Raw genomic sequence first — 21,455 nt, 5'->3', positions numbered from 1 at the left:
GACAATCCGCGCCCTGCTTTCAGAAAGTAAAGACTTCGCGCCCTGATGACCGACGAATCGCCCTCCATCGACTCCCTGTTCAAGAACCTCGACCACGCGATGATCAGGGATCGCCATCGCCTGCGCCGCCAATTGCACGAGCTGCGCAAGAAGCCTGACGAGGCAAGGCTCGCGCAATGGGTCGAGCGCGTGCAGGCGTCGTGTGCGCTGGCGAACTCACGCAAGCAGAGCGTTCCGACGCTTCGCTATGACGAGAACCTGCCCATCGCCGCCAAGCGCGACGAGATCAAGGAGGCGCTGCTCAAGCATCAGGTGCTGATCATTGCAGGCGAGACCGGTTCGGGTAAGACCACGCAGTTGCCCAAGATCTGCCTGGAAATCGGCCGCGGGCAGCACGGGTTGATCGGCCACACGCAGCCGCGTCGGATCGCGGCGCGCAGTGTCGCCAGCCGGGTTGCCGAGGAGATCGGCACGCCCCTGGGCGGTCTGGTTGGCTATCAGGTGCGCTTCGAAGACCAGAGTGACGAAAACACCCTGATCAAGCTGATGACCGACGGCATCCTGTTGGCCGAAACCCAGCATGACCGGTTTCTGGAGCGCTATGACACGATCATCGTCGACGAAGCCCACGAGCGCAGCCTGAACATCGATTTCTTGTTGGGTTTCCTGAAAACCCTGCTGCCACGTCGCCCGGACCTCAAGGTCATCATCACCTCGGCGACCATCGATCTCGAGCGGTTCTCTGAGCATTTCGACAAGGCGCCGATCGTGGAGGTGTCGGGCCGGACCTTTCCGGTGGAGACCTGGTACCGTCCCCTCACCGCCGAGCAGGACGAGGAGGGCAATAGCGTCGAGGACGACCTGACGGTCGATCAGGCGATTCTCGCGACCCTCGATGAATTGGATGCCTTCGAGCGTGCCGAGCGCAAGACCCCCGGGGATGTGCTGGTCTTTCTGCCCGGCGAGCGGGAGATCCGTGACGCCGCCGAAGTGCTGCGCAAGGCTCAATTGCGACACACCGAGATTCTGCCGCTGTACGCACGCCTGACCCCTGCCGAGCAGGCGAAGATTTTCCAGTCGCACCCTGGTCGTCGCGTGGTGTTGGCCACCAACGTTGCCGAGACCTCGCTCACCGTACCGGGCATTCGCTACGTGATCGATACGGGGACGGCGCGGATCAGCCGTTACAGCTATCGCGCCAAGGTTCAACGCCTGCCCATCGAAGCCATTTCCCAGGCCAGCGCCAACCAGCGCAAAGGGCGTTGCGGGCGCGTCGAGCCGGGGCTGTGCGTGCGCCTGTACAGCGAAGAGGATTTCCTCTCGCGCCCCGAATTCACCGACCCCGAGATTCTGCGCACCAACCTGGCAGCGGTCATTCTGCAGATGTTGCATTTGCGGCTGGGCCAGATCACCGACTTCCCGTTCATCGAGCCGCCGGATGGCAAGGCGATCAGCGACGGTTTCAACCTGTTGCAAGAGCTGTCAGCGGTTAACCGCGAAAACCAGCTCACTCCGCTGGGCCGCCAACTGGCGCGCCTGCCGGTGGACCCGCGCATGGGCCGCATGCTGCTGGAAGCGGCCAAACAGGGCAGCCTTCAGGAAGTGCTCATCGTCGCCAGCGCGATGTCGATTCAGGACCCTCGTGAGCGCCCACCCGAGCGCCAGCAGGCCGCCGATCAGGCCCACGCGCAGTGGAAGGATCAGGACTCGGACTTCGCCGGGCTGGTCAATCTGTGGCGGGGCTTCGAGGAGCAGCGCCAGGCCTTGAGTTCAAGCCCGCTGCGCAACTGGTGCCGACGCAATTTCCTCAATTATCTGCGGCTGCGCGAATGGCGTGACGCGCATCGGCAGTTGAGCCTGATCTGCCGCGACCTGCAGTTGAATGTCAACAAGGAACCGGCGGATTACCCCAAATTTCACAAAGCCGTGCTCTCCGGGCTGCTGAGCCAGATCGGCCAAAAAACCGAAGAGGGCGACTACCTGGGCGCACGCCAACGGCGTTTCTGGGTGCATCCCTCGTCCGGACTGGGCAGAAAGCGTCCGCAATGGATCATGGCCGCCGAACTCGTGGAAACCACCAAGCTCTATGCGCGCATGGTCGCGAAAATCGAGCCTGAGTGGATCGAGCCGTTGGCCAGCCACTTGGTGAAGAAAAATCACTTCGAGCCCCATTGGGAGAAGAAACGCGGGCAGGTGGTCGCCTACGAACAGATCACGTTGTTCGGCCTGATCATCGTCGGGCGGCGGCCGGTGCATTTCGGCCCCATCGATCCGGTGGTGTCCCGTGAGTTCTTCATTCGCGAGGGGTTGGTGCGTGGCGAGATTCAGTCCCGGGCCAAATGCCTGAGCGCCAATACCCGGTTGCTCGAACAGTTGGACGAGCTTGAGGCCAAGGCCCGGCGGCGAGACATTCTGGCCGACGAAGAAACGCTGTTCGGTTTCTACGATGCCCGCTTACCCGCGGAGATTCACCAGACCGCGACGTTTGATGCGTGGTATCGGACGGAGAGCCAGAAAAACCCGAATCTGCTGATCATGCGCGAGGAAGATGTTCTGGCGCGCGAAGCCAGCGAAGTCACCGCCAATCTGTACCCCGACACCCTGCGGCTGGGGGACTTGACCCTGCCATTAAGCTATCACTTCGAGCCCAACCATCCGCGCGACGGGGTGACCTTGCGGGTGCCCGCACCGTTATTGTTGTCCTTGCCTGCCGAGCGTCTGGAGTGGCTGGTCCCGGGCCTGTTGGAAAACAAGTGCGTGGCGCTGGTGCGCAACTTGCCCAAAGCCCTGCGCAAGAACTTTGTACCGGTCCCGGATTTCGTGAAGGCCGCGTTGCAACGCATGGTCTTCGCCGACGGCTCGCTGCCTCAGGCGTTGGGCCGCGAATTGCTACGCATGACCGGCGCACGGGTGCCGGACGAGGCGTGGGCCGAGTCCGCGCAGCAGGTGGAAAGCCACCTGAAAATGAACCTGGAGGTGGTTGACGCCCAGGGCAAGTTTCTCGGCGAAGGGCGCGATCTGGACGCCTTGACGGCGCGTTTTGCCGAAGCCGGTCAGGCCGCCCTCGCGGTGCCGCAATCGGCGAAGGCCCAGCAACCGGTGGAAGCGAAAGGCTTCGCCAAGGTGGAAGAGAAAACCCAACAAAAGATTGCCGGGCTGTCGATGACGGTCTACCCCGCCCTTGTGGAAGAAGGCGGTACGGTCAAGGAAGGGCGTTTTTCCACCCAGGCCGAAGCCGACTATCAACACCGCCGCGCCTTGCAGCGTCTGCTCCTGCAACAACTGGCCGAACCTGCGAAGTTTCTGCGCAGCAAATTGCCGGGGCAGACCGAACTGGCGCTGCTGTACCGTGACATGGGGCGCGTCGATGCGTTGATCGAAGACATCCTGCTGGCGAGTCTGGACAGTTGCATTCTCGACGGCGAAGCCACCTTGCCCCGGGACGGCGCAGGCTTGCTGTCGTTGGCCGAGCGCAAGCGCGGCAGCCTCACCGAGCACGCCGAACGGCTGGCCCGGCTGACGCTGGAGATCCTCAAGCTGTGGCACGGCCTGCAGAAGCGCTTCAAGGGCAAGATCGATCTGGCTCAGGCCGTGGCCCTGAACGACATCAAGGCACAGCTCGGGCACTTGGTGTATCCCGGTTTCGTACGTGAGACACCTGCGGTCTGGCTCAAGGAGTTGCCACGTTATCTGAAGGCCATCGAATTGCGCCTTGAAAAGCTGGGGGCGCAGGTGCAGAAAGACCGGGTCTGGAGCATTGAGTTGGGCAACCTCTGGGCGCAATACCAGACGCGTGCCGAGAAGCATGCCCAGGAAGGCAAGCGCGATGCGGAACTCACCGTCTATCGCTGGTGGCTGGAAGAGTACCGCGTGTCGCTCTTCGGTCAGCAGTTGGGGACCAAGGTGCCGATTTCCGACAAGCGCTTGAGCAAACAGTGGAGTCAGGTCGAGGGGTGAGGCCGTCGTACGTGAGCAGGCTGACGCTCACGGCACATGGCTTCCGTGAAGGGCTCGCCTTCGGCGTTCGGTGCTTGGCTAGCGCCAAATGGCAGCCGTTGTGGCACACTTCGCGGTTAAAACGGCACTGCATTACAAATAACCATCCCCCATCAAATGGGGGGCTTTATCGTTGCATTGGTACTGTCGTCCCACAAACGGTCGGCACCATGCTTGCGCAGGCGTCTTGTCTGCTGCCATCCAAGAAGAGAGGAACGACCGTGTACGACGTCGTGATCAGTGGCACAGGGCTATTTACCCCAGCCAACAGCATTTCCAACGATGAACTGGTGAATTCTTTCAACACCTACGTCGCGCAGTTCAACGCTGAAAATGCCGCCGCCATCGAGGCCGGAGAAGTGCAGGCGCTGACCGAGTCCAGTGCGGCATTCATCGAAAAGGCCAGCGGCATCAAGAGCCGTTTCGTCATGGACAAGGCCGGCATCCTCGATCCGCAACGCATGAAGCCCCGGCTCCCCGAACGCTCGAATGACGAGTGGTCCGTTCTGTGTGAAATGGGCGTCGCTGCGGCGAAACACGCCCTCGAGCGCGCCGGACGTACAGCGGCCGATATCGACGGCGTCATCGTCGCCTGTTCCAATCTGCAACGCGCATACCCGGCGATTTCCATCGAAATCCAGGCTGCCCTGGGTGTTCAAGGGTTCGGTTTCGACATGAACGTCGCCTGCTCGTCGGCCACGTTCGGAATCCAGACTGCCTACAACAGTGTCACATTGGGCCAAGCGCGCGCCGTGTTGGTGATCAGCCCGGAAATCTGCACCGCCCACCTGAACTTCCGTGACCGCGACAGTCACTTCATTTTCGGCGACGCGGCGACGGCGGTGGTCGTCGAGCGCGCGGACCTGGCCACCTCCCCGTACCAGTACGAGGTCGTCAGCACCAAGCTGCTGACCCAGTTCTCCAACAACATCCGCAACAACTTCGGCTTCCTGAACCGCACCGCCGAAGAGGGCGAGGGCAAGCCAGACAAGCTGTTCGTTCAGGAAGGCCGCAAGGTCTTCCGCGAGGTTTGCCCGATGGTGGCCGACCTGGTCGCCACTCACCTGGCGGAAAACAGCCTCAATGCCAGTGACGTGCAGCGTTTCTGGCTGCATCAGGCGAACCTCAGCATGAACCACTTGATCGTGAAGAAGCTGCTCGACCGCGATGCCACCGTCGAGGAAGCGCCGGTCATTCTCGACAGTTACGCCAATACCAGCTCTGCGGGCTCGGTGATCGCCTTCCACAAATACCAGGACGATCTGCCCAGCGGCGCCCTGGGCGTGCTGAGCTCGTTCGGCGCAGGGTATTCGATCGGCAGCGTGATTCTGCGCAAGAAGTGATCGGGCGGTATCCAGAAAAAAACAGCCTGGCGTGCCCTGTCGGAACGGATGATGGGGATCCGACAGGGCAGCGCCAGGCTGGGAGAGTCGCGTCAGGTCGAGGGAGCACTCGAATCTGACGCTATGAGCATGCCGCTAAACGTTGCAGCCGATTCGAGCGCTTAGAACTTGGCCAGTACATCCAATTGCAGGGTGTTGGCGTCGGCGTCGCGTTGAGAGGCCACGGCGTAGTCCGCTTTGGTCAGGAAGTACGTGGCCCCGATTGCGAAGTTCTTGTCGATGTCGTAGGAAACGCCCAGCTTGTGACCGCGCGAGCCGGTGGTGCCGTTGGCGAAATCGGAGTCGGTGAAGGCGCCGACCACGGCATTGCGCTGAACGTCGCGGTAGTTGTAATCCAGACCGAAGCCGAACACCTTGGTCTTCACGCCTGCCAGCCAGCCGGTGTCTTCGTCGCTGTCGGTGGCGTTATTCGTCACGTATTGACCGTAGAGCGCCAGGGGCACGGCCAGACCGTTGAAGTCCACTTGGCCAAAGCCTTCCAGCAGACGGAAGCGGTCGGTGTTGTTGCCGTTCACGCGCAACGCGGCACTGTCCTTGTCGTTCTGATACTGGTAGATGCTCGCGCCGGCCGTGACCTTGAGGGCGTCGATAGGCGTGAACTTGGCACCCAACTGCGCCGCGTTCAGACGCAAGTCATTCTTGAACTGAGTGCCGTCGCCGTTGATGTTGTCCTTGAGGGTGTAATTACCCGCGCTGCCGAACAGCTCGAAGCCTTTGTTGATGGGCAGGCTGTAGGTGGCCGCCAGACCTTCCGGGTTGATGTCGCTGTCCCAGATCATGTCACCCATGCTCACCCACGGCTGAGCCATTTTGCCGCCGATGATGTGCAGGTTCGGCAGAGCGGTCGGGTGGTAATCGATATAGCCCATGTCCAGCCACAGGTCTTTCTTGACGAAATAGCCGTCCAGGTCCTGGTTGGTGGAGCGGGCATCGTTGCTGCCGCCGGTGGCGATACGGATGCCGGTGCTGACCTGGGGATTGATGTCGGTGTAGGCGCCCAGACGCACGCGGATGCGTTGACGATCCTTGTCTTGCGAATTGTTCTGGCCATCGATCTTGATGGTTTCCTGACGCACGCGGACATCGCCCTTGAACTGGGTCTTGGCAGCCCAGGCCACCTTCTGTTCGAACGCCGACAGTTCCGAAGACTTGGCAGTCGCTGCGGCAATCTGATCGGCCTGTGCCTTTTGGGCTTGCGCTTGAGCTTGCTGATCCTTGGCCAGTTCGGTTTGCAATTCGGCGTACTGAGCTTGCGAAATCGAACCGTTGGCCTTGAGCATGTCGAGCAGTTTCGCGTCGACTGCGGCACTGGCCGGTACACTGGCGGCCAGCAGCAGACCGCCACACAGGGCTGCCGCAGTTTTCGTGGAAGCAAGACGCATATCAATCTCCGTAGATGAGAGGGAGGACAGAGCCATCCCGGAAACGACCGACCTTCAAACGGACGGGGAAAATGAGTTTTAAGAACAGAGGGCTCTAAAAACAGGCGCCAGTATCACGATCGTTTATGACAGGCTCATGGCTAGGTGATGGCACGTCAATGACAGGGGCAGCGCAGGCGCCAACTGCGGTCTAGAGCGTCCGCGTGCGAATTTCATGTGCGCCTCCGCTTAATGGGTGATACTGCGCAAACGTTGGCGGGCAAGAGGAACAGTCGATGGCGTTGCATCGTTTGGACAGGTTGTCGGATCTCGGGGCGTCGGAGTGGGATGCGCTGATCCCGGGTGATTCGCCTTTCCTGCGCCATGCCTTCTTGAGCGCGCTGGAAGACAGCGGCAGCCTCGGTCCCCGGTCTGGCTGGCGCGCTGAGCATCTTCTGCATTATGAAAACGAACGGTTGATCGCCGCCTTGCCGACTTACCGCAAGTGGCATTCTTATGGCGAGTATGTGTTCGACCACGGCTGGGCCGACGCCTGTCGCCGCGCGGGGATCAGCTATTACCCCAAGTTGCTGGTGGCCGTGCCATTCAGCCCGGTCACCGGTCCGCGCCTGCTGGCCAGAACGCCGGAGGAGGGAGGTGAGTTGCTTGCCTGCTTGCCTGGCTACGCCGAGGCAGAGGGCCTATCCAGTGTGCACGTCAACTTCACCGACCCGACGCTTGACGCGTCGCTCGCCCAACAGCCGGACTGGCTTGCGCGCATCGGTTGTCAGTACCACTGGCAGAACCGCGGATACCGGGATTTCCAGGACTTCCTCGACGCTTTGAGTTCACGCAAGCGCAAGCAGATGCGCAAAGAGCGCGAGCAGGTCGCGGGGCAGGGAATCGAGTTCGAGTGGCTGCATGGCCACGCGCTGACCGAGGCGCAGTGGGATTTTGTCTACGCCTGTTATTCCAACACCTATGAAGTGCGCGGGCAGGCGCCTTACCTGACCCGAGCGTTCTTCAGCCTGCTGGCCGAGCGGATGCCCGACAGCATTCGGGTGGTTCTGGCAAAGCAGGGCGCACGCCCGGTGGCTATGGCGTTCAGCCTGATGGGCGGCGACAGTCTGTACGGCCGCTATTGGGGGTGCCTGGCCGAATTTGACCGGCTGCATTTCGAGACCTGTTTTTATCAAGGCATGGATTACGCCATCGCCCAAGGTGTGCAGCGGTTCGATGCCGGCGCACAGGGTGAGCACAAGCTGATTCGGGGCTTCGAGCCGGTGATTACCCATTCGTGGCATTACCTGGCGCATCCAGGTTTGCGCGAAGCGGTGACCGAATTTCTCGAGCGGGAGCGGGCGGGTATTCTGGCTTACGCAGAGGAGGCGCGAGCCGCGTTGCCGTATCGACAGGCCGGGTGATTGAGCTGCCCCGCATCCGCACACTGGGTGTGCGCACCGGGGCGCCAGGTTGCGCGAGGGCGGTCCTCGGCGGGTTGACGAGCGACCGCTCAACTCACCGAAAACCGCGCCTTCCTGTCACAAAGACTGCGGTGCCAGAGGGAAATCCTCGACCCCTACGAAGCCCCCGGTCTGATGCGCCCACAGCCGCGCGTACAGGCCTTTTTGCGCCAGCAGCTCGGCATGGGTACCGCTTTCGGCGATCCGCCCATTTTCCAGCACGATCAGGCGGTCCATTCGCGCGATGGTCGATAAACGGTGCGCGATGGCGATCACGGTCTTGCCCTGCATCAGGGTTTCCAGGCTTTCCTGGATCGCCGCTTCCACCTCCGAATCCAGCGCCGACGTGGCTTCGTCCATGATCAGAATGGGTGCGTCCTTGAGCAGGACCCGAGTGATCGCGATGCGTTGGCGCTGTCCTCCGGAGAGTTTGACGCCACGCTCCCCCACATGGGCGTCCAGCCCGCTGCGCCCTTCAGAATCGGTCAGCAAGGGAATGAACTCATCGGCCCGCGCCTTGCGCATCGCTTCCCACAGTTCGGCATCCGTGGCATTGGGTTTGCCGTACAGCAGGTTGTCGCGGATCGAGCGGTGCAGCAGCGAGGTGTCTTGCGTAATCATCCCGATGTGTGAGCGCAGACTCTCCTGCGCGACATGGGCGATGTCCTGGTCATCGATGGTGATACGCCCGCCCTGCACGTCGTACAGACGCAGCAGCAGGTTGACCAGCGTTGATTTGCCGGCGCCCGATGGCCCGATCAGACCGATTTTCTCGCCCGGCCTGATGTTCAGGTTCAGGTCGTGGATCACCCCTTTGCTTTTGCCGTACTGAAATTGCAGGTGCTCGAACTTCACCTCGCCGCGGCTGACGACCAGTTTCGGAGCCCCCTCGCGGTCCGTCACGCCGACGGGCTGGGAAATGCTCTGCAAGCCATCCTGCACCATGCCGATGTTCTCGAAGATGCCGTTGACCACCCACATGATCCAACCGGACATGTTGACGATGCGGATCACCAGGCCGGTCGCCAGGGCAATCGCGCCGACCGAGATCAACGACTGCGTCCAGAGCCACAGTGCAAGGCCCGTGGTCCAGACGATCAGGATGCCGTTGAGCGCGGTGATTACAGTGTCCATCTCAGTGATCACGCGGCCCGCCAGTTGGGTCTTCTCCGTCTGCTCGCTGATCGCCTCGCGCGCATACTGCTGCTCCGAGCTGGTGTGTGCGAAGAGCTTGAGTGTGGTGATGTTGGTGTAGCCGTCGACGATGCGCCCCATCAGCTTCGAGCGCGCATCCGACGACACTACTGAGCGTGCCTTGACCCGTGGCACGAAATACCAGAGGGCGATGACGAAACCGGCGATCCAGCTCAGGAGCGGGATCATCAGGCGCCAGTCGGCCTCGGCGAACAGCACCAGGGCGCCGATCGAATAGATCAGCACGTGCCACATGGCATCCACGGTCTGCACGGCGGAGTCACGCAACGCGTTGCCGGTCTGCACGATGCGCTGGGCGATACGGCCGGCGAAGTCGTTCTGGAAGAAGTTCACGCTTTGCTTGAGCACGTAGCTATGGTTCTGCCAGTTGATCATGCTGGTCATGCCGGGGCTGATGGTCTGGTGGACCAGCAGGTCATGCAGGGCCACGAAGATCGGGCGCAGGACCAGGGCGACGATGCCCATCCACGCCAGTTCCAGCGCATGGTCGCTGAAGAAATTCGGGTTGGGGGCGCCTTGGGCCAGGTCGATGATACGACTCAGGTAGCTGAACAGCGACACCTCGATCAGTGCGCCAATCAAGCCCACCACCAGCAGCGCGAGAAAGCTGGGCCAGACCTGCTTGAGGTAATACACGTAAAACGCGACGACCCGGTTAGGTGGGGCGGCGGTCGGCGCTTCGCGGAAAATATCGATGAGCTGTTCGAAACGGCGATAGAGCATTGGCTATGACGCCCACGCTTGAGCGGGCTCTCCATTCTGAGGGGCTGTATGGGCGATGTTGCATGCGTCCCCGATCAGACCACATCAGCGCCCGATTGCTCGGTTTTTTTCCTGTGATGTGCCTCCCGAAAACGAAAAAGCCGGGCGCGTGCCCGGCTTTTGCACGCGTCAGACAGCTTAGTTCACGCGCTTGGCCGACTTGATGTAAATCGGGTCAAGCGGCACGTTCTGCATGCCTTTCACGTTACCGGTCTGGACGTTGACGATCTGATCGACCACGTCCATCCCCTTGACCACCTTGCCGAACACGGCGTAGCCGTAATCGCGGACGCCATGATCGAGCATGCTGTTGTCGACGACGTTGATGAAAAACTGGCTGGTCGCCGAATTGACATCGGACGTCCGGGCCATGGCGAGGGTGCCGCGCACGTTGTGCAGGCCGTTGTCGGCTTCGTTCTTGATCGGGTCGTTGGTCGGCTTCTGCGTCATCTGCCCCATCTGCTGCGTGAAGCCGCCTCCCTGAACCATGAAGCCTGGAATCACCCGGTGGAAAACGGTGTTCGAATAGAAGTTGCTGTCCACGTACTTGAGGAAGTTGGCGGTGCTGACGGGCGCCTTGTCCTGGTTCAACTCGATTTCAACCTGGCCAAAGCTGGTATCCAGCACGACATGCGGCGCAGGAGCGGCCATCAGCTTGGAAGCGAACAGAACAGCGGCGGCGCAAAGGGCAATTTTTTTCAGCATGGGGCGGTGGGTCCTGATTGATTGTTCGACTGCAAACGTTGGCAAGGGAACCACGTTTGCGCAGATTTTGACAGGGGGCATCCGGGCGGTGTTCGTGGGCCCGCCACGCAGGCCTGGGTTTGCAAGGGTGGATGAGCTGGCGTCAGGAACGTCATGAGTCGAGGAACGCCAGCAGCGCGCGGTTGAAGGCGTCAGGTTGATCCAGCGGTGTCGCATGGCGGGAGTCTTCGATCACCACGAGTCTCGCATTGGGCATAAGCCGCACATACGCCTCCTTGAGCGCGACCGGCGTGTAATCGTTGTCGGCCGTTACAATCAGCGTCGGGCATTGGATGCGCGACAGCGCGTCCTCCACTCCCCAGCCGACGATGGCACTGAAGCTTGCCAGATAGGCGCGTTTATCGTTCTGCGCCCAACGCAGCGCTGCCTTTTCTCGCAAGTCGGCCTGTTCTGGGAGGGGGAACAGGTGCTTGCCCAGTGCCTTGCCGATGGCTTCCATGCTGAATGCCCTCGCCAGCAACCAGCGTTTGGCGAATTGCCGAAAGTCGGTGAACGATTTGATTTTGACAGCTGGGGCGCTGTTGACGATGGTCAGGCTTTTGAGCAGCTCTGGGCGATCGACCGCCAACTGGAAGCCGATCATGCCCCCCATCGATAACCCCACCAGGTGCACGGGGCCAGTCTGCAGGTGGCTGATCAGCGCTTGGACGTCCGCGCTGAACGCGGCCATGCTGTAGCGCTCGCGCGGCTTGTCGGAGCGCCCATGGCCTCGGACATCCAAGGTGATCACCCGGTATCGGGCTGCCAGGACTGGAATCTGATATTCCCAGTCCTGGCCGCTGGACCCCAACCCGTGAACCAGTAAAACCGGATCGCCCTGACCGAATGCCTCGTAATGCAAAGCGCAGCCGTCATGTTCGAAGCGGGGCATCGAGACCTCCCGTAGCGCAAGATCAAGGTGAGCGGGTCAAACGGCCTGTTGAGGCGTCGGGAACGCCGCGTCCAGCGGTGCGGTATCGAAAGTCCGGATCAATTCGACCAGGATCTGCGTGGCAGGCCCGAGCGGCTTTTCCTTGCTCGCGTAAAGATAGAAAGTCGGGTTTCGACTGCCACCCTTGTCCAATGGCAGGGGCTTGAGCACACCTTCGCGGATGTCTCGCTCGACCATGTGCCGCGGCAGCCAGGCAAAGCCCAGACCGCTGCTGACGAACTTGGCCGCCGTGGCCAGGCTGCCCACGGTCCAACGCTGTTCGGCGCCCAGCCAGCCGACGTCCCGGGGTTGATTGCGGCCCGAATCGCGAATCACCACTTGCAACTGGCTTTCCAGGTCCTGGAACGTCAATTCCCGCTGCATCTGGTGCAAAAAGTGATTGGGATGGGCAACGGCCACGAATTCGACGCTATTCATTTCAGTGCCCAAGTAGCCGGGAATATTGAACCCGCTGATGGCCAGGTCCGCCACGCCTTCAAGCAGAACTTCCTCGACCCCGGAAAGCACTTCCTCCCTGAGCCTGACCCGACAGCCGCGGCTTTGCGGCATGAAGGCCGTCAGCGCGCGCACCAGCCGGGCATTGGGGTACGCGGCGTCCACTACCAAGCGAACCTCTGCTTCCCAGCCCTGTTCCATGTGATGGGCCAGGTCTTCGAGTTGGCTGGCGTTCTTCACCAGTTGCCGCGAACGCCGTAGCAGTACTTCGCCCGCGTCTGTCAGCACGGCCTTGCGCCCGTCGATACGCAGTAATGGGACGCCCAGTTGCTCCTGCATCCTGGCGACGGTGTAACTGACTGACGACTGTGAGCGGTGCAACGCTTCAGCCGCCTGGGCGAAGCCGCCGTGATCGACCACTGCTTGCAGGGTGCGCCATTGATCAAGGGTCACACGGGGCGCTTTCATCTTTCGTTCCTTCTGTCCTAAGCTGGCCCATCTTTCTGGGAGACTGCCGCATGAAAAAAATCTGTTGTGTGCTGCTGGCGATGCTGCCGTTAAGCGCATTTGCCTACCCGATTGACGTGGAAAAGCACATCAACGGTGTGCAAATCGATTACACCAGCCATGACACCGCGTATGACATCGGCACCGTCACCATCAATAACTATGGCGATGTACCCGCCAAGTGCACGGCGGTATTCAGCAACGGCCCCGAGGCTCCCCGGACCCGGCGCGTTCAGCTCGCGCCAAAAAGCAGTGCCAACGTTACCGTCAAGTTCAGTCGCGAGATTGTCAAATTGCGCATCAAATTGACCTGCGACCCACAGTGAGCACCGCTGTACTGACGAAGAGCCTAGAGGCGTCTGGTGACTAAAACAAATTATTAGATATTTAGTAGCAAATTTTTGTGCTTTTTCATCGAATACCTTATCGCTAGTCTCGCTTCCATTGCCGCAACGGCGCTCCATCCGTTGCACGCGCCCTTGTGCCTTACAGGTTCGCCCTCGAAAGCTACCGCTCGTTCTAGCGCGAGCGGAAGGCTTAATGGTCCGTTAATTCCCGCGAGGGATGCTTCCTGTGTTCATCGACTCCTTTGGTACTCGAACCGCTCCTGAGTACGTCGCCCGATCACCGCGCCTGATAGCGTCGGACGATCGGGTTTTTTATTGCCTGGAGAATGCTTGAACGGGGCAGCCTGAAACCGCTAAGGTCGCGGCCTTCGAAACGAGGCGACCATGGGCTATTTACTGTTTGTCACATTGATCCAGGCATTTTCATTCAGCTTGATCGGGGTTTACCTGGCAGGGCACGTCGACAGTTATTTCGCCGTATTGATTCGCGTCCTGCTGGCCGGGCTGGTTTTTCTTCCCTTGACCCGTTGGCGTCAAGTCGAACCCGCCTTCCTGCGCGGCATGCTGTTGATCGGCGCGCTGCAATTTGGCGTCACCTATGTCTGCCTGTACTTGAGCTTCCGCGTGCTGAGCGTGCCGGAAGTGTTGCTGTTCACCATCCTCACGCCGCTGCATGTCACCCTGATCGAAGATGCGCTGAACCGGCGGTTCAACCGCTGGGGCCTGCTCGCGGCCATGGTTGCGGTGTTGGGCGCCGTGATCATTCGCTACGACCGCGTCGATGCGCACTTCCTCGGCGGTTTCCTGTTGCTGCAAGTGGCGAATTTCACCTATGCGGCAGGGCAGGTGCTGTACAAGCATCTGGTGGCACGGCACCCAAGCGACCTGCCGCATTACCGACGCTTCGGCTACTTCTACCTGGGTGCGCTGGCCGTGGCCTTACCAGCGTTTCTGATGTTCGGTAACGCGCAGCATCTGCCCGATGGGCCCCAGCAGTGGGGCGTATTGCTGTTTCTGGGCCTGTGTTCGACCGCGCTCGGCATGTACTGGTGGAACAAAGGCGCTTGCCTGGTCAATGGGGCCACCCTTGCGGTGATGAATAACCTTCACGTACCGGTCGGTTTGCTGATCAACCTGCTGATCTGGGGGCAGGAAGAGGATTTGACCAAGCTGTTTTTTGGCGGCCTGGTGATCATTTCGTCGGTATGGATCAGCCAGTTCAGCTTGACCTCGCGCACGCCGAACGCTTGAAAGCGTTGGTCTAGAGGCTCTAGTGCTTTACATCATTGGAGTTGATGTTCGATATCTGCACGCTTGGTTTTTCATGTAAGGGCCGACCGAATAAATTGGCCCCAACGAAACGAACTAACCCGCTTACATCGAAACTCAACTTTGAAACTTACTGGCTTACCGGAGATCAAGATCATGAAAAAGTCCATCGCATTCGGCTTCGCACTTTCCATCCTCGCGGCAGGCTCGGCTTTCGCCAGCCCTGAGAAAACCTACCAGCGCGCCATCGTCGACAGCTCCAGCGCCAGTGTTCTGGACAGCAAGCTGGCCAGCAAAGATGCGGTTAAACCCTTTGATAGCAAGGCCTCTAGCACTGTGATCGTTGCGGAGAATCGTAAAGAGTTCGGTTCGACCTATCAGCGCTACTGAGTCAAGGCGCTCTTTCGGATACGTCTGAACTTCACCTAAAAACCCGGCAGTAGCCGGGTTTTTTATGGTTGCTTAATTAATGAATCAACGTACTTAATTGAGGCGATAGCGGTGCTTTATGATGAGTCGATGTGACGCGCTATATGCGCGACAACGGTTTTCAATAGTGTGGCGAGCACATCGTTCAGCGCACAGCCAAACCGACCCTCATGTCTGACCCGCTCGGTTGTTGGTAAAGGCTCAGACCGAATTTCGGCAGGATGGCCAGCAAGTAATCGAAGATGTCCCCCTGAATCCGCTCGTAATCCGCCCAACTGGTGGTGCGAGTAAAGCAGTAGATTTCCAGCGGCACGCCTTGGGCGGTGGCTTCCATCTGGCGAACCATGCAGGTCATGTCTGGATGAATGTCCGGGTGGCTTTTCAGGTAGGCCAGGGCGTACGCGCGGAACGTGCCGATGTTGGTCATGCGACGGCGGTTGGCAGACAGCTCGGCGACGTTGCCCTGGGCCTCGTTCCAGGCGTTCAGTTCGGCCTTCTTGCGGCCCATGTAGTCGGTGAGCAGGCGCACTTGCGTGAGCCTCTGCTCTTCGGCATCTGCCACGAAACGCACACCACTGGCGTCGATGTAGAGGCTGCGCTTTATCCGGCGACCTCCGGCCTGCTGCATGCCACGCCAGTTCTTGAACGATTCGGACATCAGGCGCCAGGTGGGGATGGAGACGATGGTCTTGTCGAAATTCTGCACCTTGACGGTGTGCAGCGTGATGTCCACCACATCGCCGTCTGCCCCTACCTGTGGCATTTCGATCCAGTCGCCCACGCGCAGCATGTCGTTGCTGGTCAGTTGAACGCTGGCCACGAAGGACAGCAGGGTGTCCTTATAGACCAGCAGGATTACCGCCGACATCGCGCCGAGCCCGGACAGCAGCAACAGCGGGGAACGGTCGATGAGCGTGGCGACAATGATGATGGCGGCGAAGACATAGAGAATCATCTTCGCCAGTTGCACATACCCCTTGATCGAGCGGGTGCGTGCATGTTCGGTGCGGGCGTAGAGGTCCAGAAGGGCATTGAGCAACGCCCCGACGGTCAGCATCAGGAACAGAATGGTGAAGGCCAGGGCCACGTTGCTCAAGACATGGGCCGTGGTGGCGCTGAGGTCGGGAACCAGGTTCAGGCCGAACTGGATGACCACGGAAGGCGTCACCTGCGCCAGACGGTGAAAGACCTTGTTATGCAGAAAATCGTTGATCCAGAACAACGCCGGTTGGCGGCCCAAGGCCTTCATGGTGTACAGGATGACGAAACGCATCAGACGGCCCATCGCCAGTGCGGTAATCAGCAGCACCAGCAGACCCATGCCCGTGCGCAGCATGGGTTGATGTTCGAGCACGTTCCAGAGTTCCTGGACGCGCAGCCAGAGAGATGAGGTGTCCATGGGCGCAAGTTCTCCTGAAGAAAAAAGGCGCGATTAGACCATTGGTGATGGCTGCGGCGCAGCAATGGGAAGATCCAGAAACAAATTAGCCCCGTTGAGCTAAAGAAACTCGGCGAATGCGGCTTAAACCGGTAACCTATGCGACTGTTTTTTTGCATCCCGTCGAGGTACCACCCGTGTTCTCCCAATTCGCCCTGCACGAACGCCTGCTCAAAGCCGTGGCCGAACTCAATTTCGTCGAGCCCACGCCTGTGCAAACGGCGGCCATTCCGCTGGCGCTGGAAGGGCGGGACCTGCGGGTGACGGCGCAGACCGGGAGCGGCAAGACAGCCGCTTTCGTACTGCCCATGCTCAACCGCCTGATCGGGCCAGCCAAGGTACGGGTCGACATTCGTGCCGTGATCCTGCTGCCGACCCGTGAGTTGGCGCAGCAGACCCTCAAGGAAGTGGAGCGGTTCTCTCAATTCACCTTCATCAAGGCCGGGTTGATCACCGGCGGCGAAGATTTCAAGGTGCAGGCGGCAATGCTGCGCAAGGTGCCGGATATCCTGATCGGCACGCCAGGGCGCCTGCTGGAGCATCTCAACGCAGGCAATCTGGACCTCAAGGAAGTCGAGTTGCTGGTGCTCGACGAAGCCGACCGCATGCTGGACATGGGCTTCGCCGAAGACGTCGAACGCCTGGCCAACGAATGCGCCAACCGTCAGCAGACGCTGCTGTTCTCCGCCACTACGGGCGGTTCCGGCCTGCGCGAGATGATCACCAAGGTGCTCAAGGACCCGCAGCACTTGCAGGTCAACAACGTGAGCGAATTGGCCGAAGGCGTCCGCCAGCAGATCGTGACGGCAGACCACAACGTCCATAAAGAGCAGGTCCTGCACTGGTTGCTCGCCAACGAGACGTATCAGAAAGCGATCATCTTCACCAACACTCGCGCAATGGCCGACCGGATCTACGGGCGTCTGGTGGCGCTGAATTACAAGACCTTCGTGCTTCATGGCGAAAAGGATCAGAAAGACCGCAAGCTGGCCATCGATCGCCTGAAGCAAGGCGCAGTGAAGATTCTGGTCGCCACCGATGTGGCGGCTCGCGGGCTGGATGTCGAAGGCCTGGACATGGTCATCAACTTCGATATGCCGCGCACGGGTGACGATTACGTCCACCGTATTGGCCGTACCGGGCGCGCGGGCGCCGAGGGACTGGCGGTCTCGCTGATTACCCACGGCGACTGGAATCTGATGTCGAGCATCGAGCGCTATCTGAAACAGAAGTTCGAGCGCCGCACCATCAAAGAGGTCAAGGGCAGCTATACCGGTCCGAAGAAGGTCAAGGCGTCGGGCAAGGCCGTTGGGGCGAAGAAGAAAAAGACCGACGGCAAGGGCGACAAGAAAAAGGCCCTTGCCAAAGCGCCGACCAAACGCAAGACGGTGAACCGGCCAAAGGCCGAGTCACTGGTCAGTCAGGACGGCATGGCGCCGTTGAAGAAGCGCGTGATCCGGCCACCGGTCTCGGAGTAACGCTTAAGGGGGGGCAGCCTTGGGCGCGGGATGCCGTCTTAGTGGACGCCTCCCATTACGTTGATGCCATGCTTGGCTTGGGGCGCGCGCTGTTTCGCCCCTTCTACCGTGAGCGAATGCGTCCAGTGCGCGCAGGCCGGAGTAGGCATCGATCCCAGGTGTCTACCCCAGGTGTCTACCCGTCGGCTTTCTTCCCCGCTTCATCCATCTCCTTCAATCGCTGATCGATCAACTGGCACTTGTCCGGCACTTCCCTGGCCGAGGTCTCCAGTTGCATGTCCTTGATTTCCTGATTCAATTCCTTGGCCTTTTCCGGACTTTGCTGGGTCAGCCGGTGGACTTCCTGCGCCAGTTGCTCGCGTTTGGCTTGCGCCTCCTCAGGCGTGCAGGCCCAGGCAGACGCCACCGTCAGCAGGGTCATCGCGCCAGCGATACTTGTCAGGGTTTTCATGACGGCCTCCGTCATTGGCGGGCTTACTGGAGTGGAGAGGGCCGTGTCAGCAAAAGTTCACCCTGTGACCGTTGGGCGCTTCGCTGGAACGGCCCTGAGCGCGTTGGGTCGCAATGCTGGATACCTGACCCGCTGACCGGACGTCACGGGCAACCACCGTTAGGAGGTTCAGACATGGCTGACACGTACGATTGGGACCTGATCGAGCGCTTGCTGCATGAAGTGCAAAACAGCGCTGGCAAGCCTTTTGCGCCGCGCAAATACGCCGAGGAACACGCTGCTGCCAGAGCGGCTGCCGGTCAGGACACTGGCGACCTGGATGCGTTGAAAATGCAGGCAGCCGACCTCGAAGCGTTGCTGTTGAAGCGAGAGTTCATAGAATCACGGCCTGAAGAGGAGGGCGGCAATGGGGAAAACTTTGTCCTCACTCCCCGTGGATCGAGCCTGTTGGCGATGATCGACAGCAGTATTCCCGGCAATGCGCCCCCACGTCAGTTGCTCGATGAACAAGCTGATGCGCTGGACCCTGAAACCTTTGACCGAGTGTCTTCCAAGCCGCAGGCCGCCCCCGGCGCCATCTAAGGTCGGGCCAGCGATTCGAGCCCCCTGGCAGGTCCGCGAGGCTGCCAGGGGGGCTAGATAGAGCAATCCTTCACGATGCTTTCCTGCTCCCTTTCAGGCAGCCCAAGTCGTTGAAATCCCCTCGCACGTCCGCCATTTTTTCCACCAGCTTCTGCCGTTGTGCCGGTGAGCTCTGGGCCATCAAGTCCGTGATCAAGGCAATCGCCGCTTGCTCGGTATGGTCATAGGCTGCCCGGTACTCAGGCGTCCAGAAGGTCTCACGGTCCTGCAGCAGTTTCGCGATTTTCTGATCGAAGCCCGGGGCGTTGCGCTGTTTGACCGCCGCAACCAGCAGCGCCTGCCAGTGTGCACGGTTGTCGATCCAGATGCGGTTCTGTTCGCCCAGCGATGCGGACCACTGCATCACGCGATCTCGCTGCGCTGTGCTGAGTTTGCCGATCCAGGGGCTCAGGCGCTTCTCCATGCGCTGTGCGCGTTCGCCGATCTGTTGAGCCAAAGGCTGATCGACGTAGTCCGCCTCGTGCTTGCGCAAGTCCTTGGCGAAAGCCGCTTGCATCTCGGCCACTTGCTGGTCGTTGAGTTGACGCAGCAGGTCAACGGCCGTTGGGGTGATTTCGCGGGAGATGGTTGCGATCGCCTCGCGCGCTTCGGCGGTGCGGGCGCGAAGTTGCTCTTCGTTGACCTGCCCGGTCTGCACCATCGTCTGCAAGCGATCCAACCAGCTCAGGTAGCCAGGGATTTGCGTGGTGCAGTGCCAGTTCAGGTGCTCCTTGAGGCGCTCATCCAGCCAGTCCTTCTGGGTGGCATTCATGTCCAGATAGTCATTGAGCGACCAGGGGATGATGAAATCCAGATGCCGGTAAGTCAGACCTATCTGACTGCATCCTGTAACGAGGAACAGGCTCAGCCACAACGAAACCCAGGTCTTGAAAACGATGCGCATGACAGCTCCTTGCCGGTTCGTCTCCCAGCTATAGAGCCGGTCAGGCGCCACCGGTTCAGCCGATCAGAACAGCGAGCGCACCAGCTTCAGCGTTACGGTGCTTTCGCACTGACTGTTGTGGCCGCTGTACGCGCTGCAGTCGGCGCCGGTCAGGCTCGAGCCGCTGTACATCAGGTTCATGTCCATTCCCAGCCACGGACGGGAAATGTTGAACGACCAGTCGTTGTAGGTGCTGATCAGGCCACCGCCGTCGATGGCGGTCGGCGTATCGAGTTGATGATTGCCGTACTGCATGCGCAGGTCTACGCCCAGCAGTGGCAGCCCACCCAGATCGAGAAACAGCGTGCTGTCCTGGCGCCCTGCATCGGTGCTGAAGGCCGTGCCGATGCGGCTGTCGAAGATCCGGAAACCGGCATACAGCTCATGACTGTCGATCTGGCTGGTGTTGGGGTAGCTGTAGCGAATAACGCCCAATTCGTAACCCAGCGTCTTGTCGAATGGCTTTTTGAAGCCCAGGTAGGAGTCGACTTCCAACGTCGTGTCAGGCGCCAAACCGGCACTCGGCGACCATTGGCCGACATAGAAACCGCTGTCATGCGTCAGGTCCAGCCCACCGTGAAACTTTGAATCACCGGTGCTGGGTGTGACTAGGCCCTGGGCCATGGTGCGACTGGGTGTGGTTCCGACCTTGAGGCTGAAATCCCCAAGCTGCCGCTCCAAGACCTGAGCATGGGCCGTCTGTTGCGCAAGCAGTGTGCAAACGAGCGCGGCACCGGTCCAGTGCGGAAAATAGCGAGCATAAGCCATGCTTCACTCCTTTTCAGGTTCAGAGGAGTGGATCGAAGGTGTCGTATCGAAATGCCTGACGGCTCGATAAGAACCGCGAGCTAGAGCCTCGCAAGCATACCGTTGAACGGGCCGGGGTTTCGACCGTTGGTCGATTGGGTGCAGAAAAATTGAACTTCGCGATCAGGGGTTCGGTGCGATCAGCCCGTTGACCACCACCAATGCCTGCTGAAATGACGGGTAACCGCTTTTGGCGACATCAAGCTTGTCGTATTGCGCACGGTAGCCGCGGGCCTTTTCCTGGTCCACGGAACCGGCCCGCTGCGCCAGCAGCGCGATGGCCAATGGGTATTGATGATCGGCTGAATCCTGCAGCTTTTCATGGACCTTCGTGTCTTCGGCCTTGGAGCGGATGAGCAGGATGGCTTGGTAGAACTCGGCCTCACCGGTCTTGTCCTGACGCGCTGCGCGGTTCAGCAGCGCGCTGGCCAACTCATAATTGGCTTGGCGCCGTTCGTTGATGATCCATTTCGCTTGCAGCATATCGTTCTGATACAGCAGATAGTCACTGCGGCACTCGCTACCTGCGGCGGACACGTCGCAGCGATGGCTTGCGCAACCGCCTAGCCCGATAAAGAGCACGGCGCCGAAAAACATCCATTTGTTCATATCCGGTTTCCGCAAAGGCATTCGGTGATCAGGACTCGTACAGACTGTCGATTCGTTCGCGACGTCGCTGCGTCAGGCCACGAAACGCAGGCCATGAAAAGGCAGTAAAGCAGAGCTTTTGTGCTCGGCGAGAGCGAATCGTTCAACCGGATGCAGCAGGATCGGGGAATCGCCACCTCCGCAAGCCTTCGCCAAAGTCAGGTAGAATGCCGGCCACGCAATGAG

Annotated in this window: 18 protein-coding genes; 8 read left to right on the top strand and 10 right to left on the bottom strand. The window is 60.2% G+C overall.

The genetic code is table 11. The features are described 5' to 3' along the window. Window positions 1-45 precede the first annotated feature (45 nt). Both hrpA and DBP26_RS08105 read left to right on the top strand, forming a co-directional pair. A complete protein-coding gene (gene hrpA / locus DBP26_RS08110) occupies window positions 46-3,957 on the top strand; it encodes an ATP-dependent RNA helicase HrpA (protein WP_108240100.1) in 3,912 nt (1,303 codons plus the stop codon). A gap of 260 nt (window positions 3,958-4,217) precedes the next feature. Further along, window positions 4,218-5,339 (top strand): beta-ketoacyl-ACP synthase III, encoded by a 1,122-nt coding sequence (locus tag DBP26_RS08105; protein ID WP_108240099.1) that lies wholly within the window; start codon window positions 4,218-4,220, stop codon window positions 5,337-5,339. Between the two features lie 161 nt (window positions 5,340-5,500). Here DBP26_RS08105 and DBP26_RS08100 read toward each other — a convergent pair whose 3' ends face one another. Continuing rightward, on the bottom strand, window positions 5,501-6,781 hold the full coding sequence (locus tag DBP26_RS08100) for a putative porin (RefSeq protein WP_108240098.1): 1,281 nt from the start codon (window positions 6,779-6,781) through the stop codon (window positions 5,501-5,503). A 275-nt stretch (window positions 6,782-7,056) separates the two neighbouring features. Here DBP26_RS08100 and DBP26_RS08095 point away from each other — a divergent pair, with 275 nt between their 5' ends. Then, the gene (locus tag DBP26_RS08095) at window positions 7,057-8,184 is read left to right on the top strand and encodes a GNAT family N-acetyltransferase (protein ID WP_108240097.1); all 1,128 of its coding nucleotides are present in this window, start codon (window positions 7,057-7,059) and stop codon (window positions 8,182-8,184) included. A 117-nt stretch (window positions 8,185-8,301) separates the two neighbouring features. Here the strand turns inward: DBP26_RS08095 and DBP26_RS08090 are convergent, their stop codons facing one another. The 4 genes from DBP26_RS08090 to DBP26_RS08075 all read right to left on the bottom strand — a co-directional run bounded on the left by DBP26_RS08090 (window position 8,302) and on the right by DBP26_RS08075 (window position 12,799). Then, window positions 8,302-10,161 carry an ABC transporter ATP-binding protein gene (locus DBP26_RS08090; protein ID WP_108240096.1) on the bottom strand — a complete coding sequence of 620 codons (1,860 nt, stop codon included), beginning with the start codon at window positions 10,159-10,161 and terminating at the stop codon, window positions 8,302-8,304. A gap of 177 nt (window positions 10,162-10,338) precedes the next feature. Continuing rightward, window positions 10,339-10,905, bottom strand: coding sequence for a peptidylprolyl isomerase (locus DBP26_RS08085; RefSeq protein WP_108240095.1), 567 nt, complete (start codon window positions 10,903-10,905; stop codon window positions 10,339-10,341). A 151-nt stretch (window positions 10,906-11,056) separates the two neighbouring features. Beyond that, window positions 11,057-11,836 (bottom strand): alpha/beta hydrolase, encoded by a 780-nt coding sequence (locus tag DBP26_RS08080; protein ID WP_108240094.1) that lies wholly within the window; start codon window positions 11,834-11,836, stop codon window positions 11,057-11,059. A 36-nt stretch (window positions 11,837-11,872) separates the two neighbouring features. Continuing rightward, entirely contained in the window at window positions 11,873-12,799 is a 927-nt protein-coding gene (locus DBP26_RS08075; RefSeq protein ID WP_108240093.1) for a LysR family transcriptional regulator, read from the bottom strand. Between the two features lie 50 nt (window positions 12,800-12,849). Between DBP26_RS08075 and DBP26_RS08070 the strand changes: the two genes are divergently transcribed. The 3 genes from DBP26_RS08070 to DBP26_RS08060 all read left to right on the top strand — a co-directional run bounded on the left by DBP26_RS08070 (window position 12,850) and on the right by DBP26_RS08060 (window position 14,844). Continuing rightward, entirely contained in the window at window positions 12,850-13,164 is a 315-nt protein-coding gene (locus DBP26_RS08070) for a 3-phosphoglycerate kinase (RefSeq protein WP_108240092.1), read from the top strand. A gap of 405 nt (window positions 13,165-13,569) precedes the next feature. Continuing rightward, window positions 13,570-14,436: a carboxylate/amino acid/amine transporter gene (locus DBP26_RS08065; RefSeq protein WP_108240091.1), complete on the top strand. Its 867-nt coding sequence runs from the start codon at window positions 13,570-13,572 to the stop codon at window positions 14,434-14,436. A gap of 174 nt (window positions 14,437-14,610) precedes the next feature. Then, window positions 14,611-14,844, top strand: coding sequence for a hypothetical protein (locus tag DBP26_RS08060; RefSeq protein ID WP_108240090.1), 234 nt, complete (start codon window positions 14,611-14,613; stop codon window positions 14,842-14,844). 184 nt (window positions 14,845-15,028) lie between these two features. On the opposite strand, the gene DBP26_RS08055 is transcribed toward DBP26_RS08060, so the two are convergent. Beyond that, a complete protein-coding gene (locus DBP26_RS08055; RefSeq protein ID WP_108240089.1) occupies window positions 15,029-16,282 on the bottom strand; it encodes a mechanosensitive ion channel family protein in 1,254 nt (417 codons plus the stop codon). A gap of 176 nt (window positions 16,283-16,458) precedes the next feature. Between DBP26_RS08055 and DBP26_RS08050 the strand changes: the two genes are divergently transcribed. Next, window positions 16,459-17,799, top strand: coding sequence for a DEAD/DEAH box helicase (locus DBP26_RS08050; RefSeq protein WP_108240107.1), 1,341 nt, complete (start codon window positions 16,459-16,461; stop codon window positions 17,797-17,799). A 175-nt stretch (window positions 17,800-17,974) separates the two neighbouring features. On the opposite strand, the gene DBP26_RS08045 is transcribed toward DBP26_RS08050, so the two are convergent. Beyond that, window positions 17,975-18,250 (bottom strand): hypothetical protein, encoded by a 276-nt coding sequence (locus tag DBP26_RS08045; RefSeq protein WP_108240088.1) that lies wholly within the window; start codon window positions 18,248-18,250, stop codon window positions 17,975-17,977. Window positions 18,251-18,424: 174 nt separating this feature from the next. On the opposite strand from DBP26_RS08045, the gene DBP26_RS08040 reads away from it, so the two are divergent. After that, a complete protein-coding gene (locus tag DBP26_RS08040) occupies window positions 18,425-18,832 on the top strand; it encodes a transcriptional regulator (protein ID WP_108240087.1) in 408 nt (135 codons plus the stop codon). A 70-nt stretch (window positions 18,833-18,902) separates the two neighbouring features. Here the strand turns inward: DBP26_RS08040 and DBP26_RS08035 are convergent, their stop codons facing one another. The 3 genes from DBP26_RS08035 to DBP26_RS08025 form a co-directional block, all read right to left on the bottom strand. After that, window positions 18,903-19,775, bottom strand: coding sequence for a DUF6279 family lipoprotein (locus DBP26_RS08035; protein WP_108240086.1), 873 nt, complete (start codon window positions 19,773-19,775; stop codon window positions 18,903-18,905). Between the two features lie 63 nt (window positions 19,776-19,838). Further along, entirely contained in the window at window positions 19,839-20,582 is a 744-nt protein-coding gene (locus DBP26_RS08030) for a TorF family putative porin (RefSeq protein WP_108240085.1), read from the bottom strand. Between the two features lie 162 nt (window positions 20,583-20,744). Continuing rightward, window positions 20,745-21,230, bottom strand: coding sequence for a hypothetical protein (locus DBP26_RS08025; RefSeq protein WP_108240084.1), 486 nt, complete (start codon window positions 21,228-21,230; stop codon window positions 20,745-20,747). Window positions 21,231-21,455 lie beyond the last annotated feature (225 nt).

It is taken from the genome of Pseudomonas sp. RIT409 (assembly GCF_003052515.2).
Lineage (GTDB): Bacteria > Pseudomonadota > Gammaproteobacteria > Pseudomonadales > Pseudomonadaceae > Aquipseudomonas.
The sequence above is the reverse complement of the archived record's forward strand: the minus strand, read 5'-3'. Positions and strand labels throughout refer to the sequence as shown.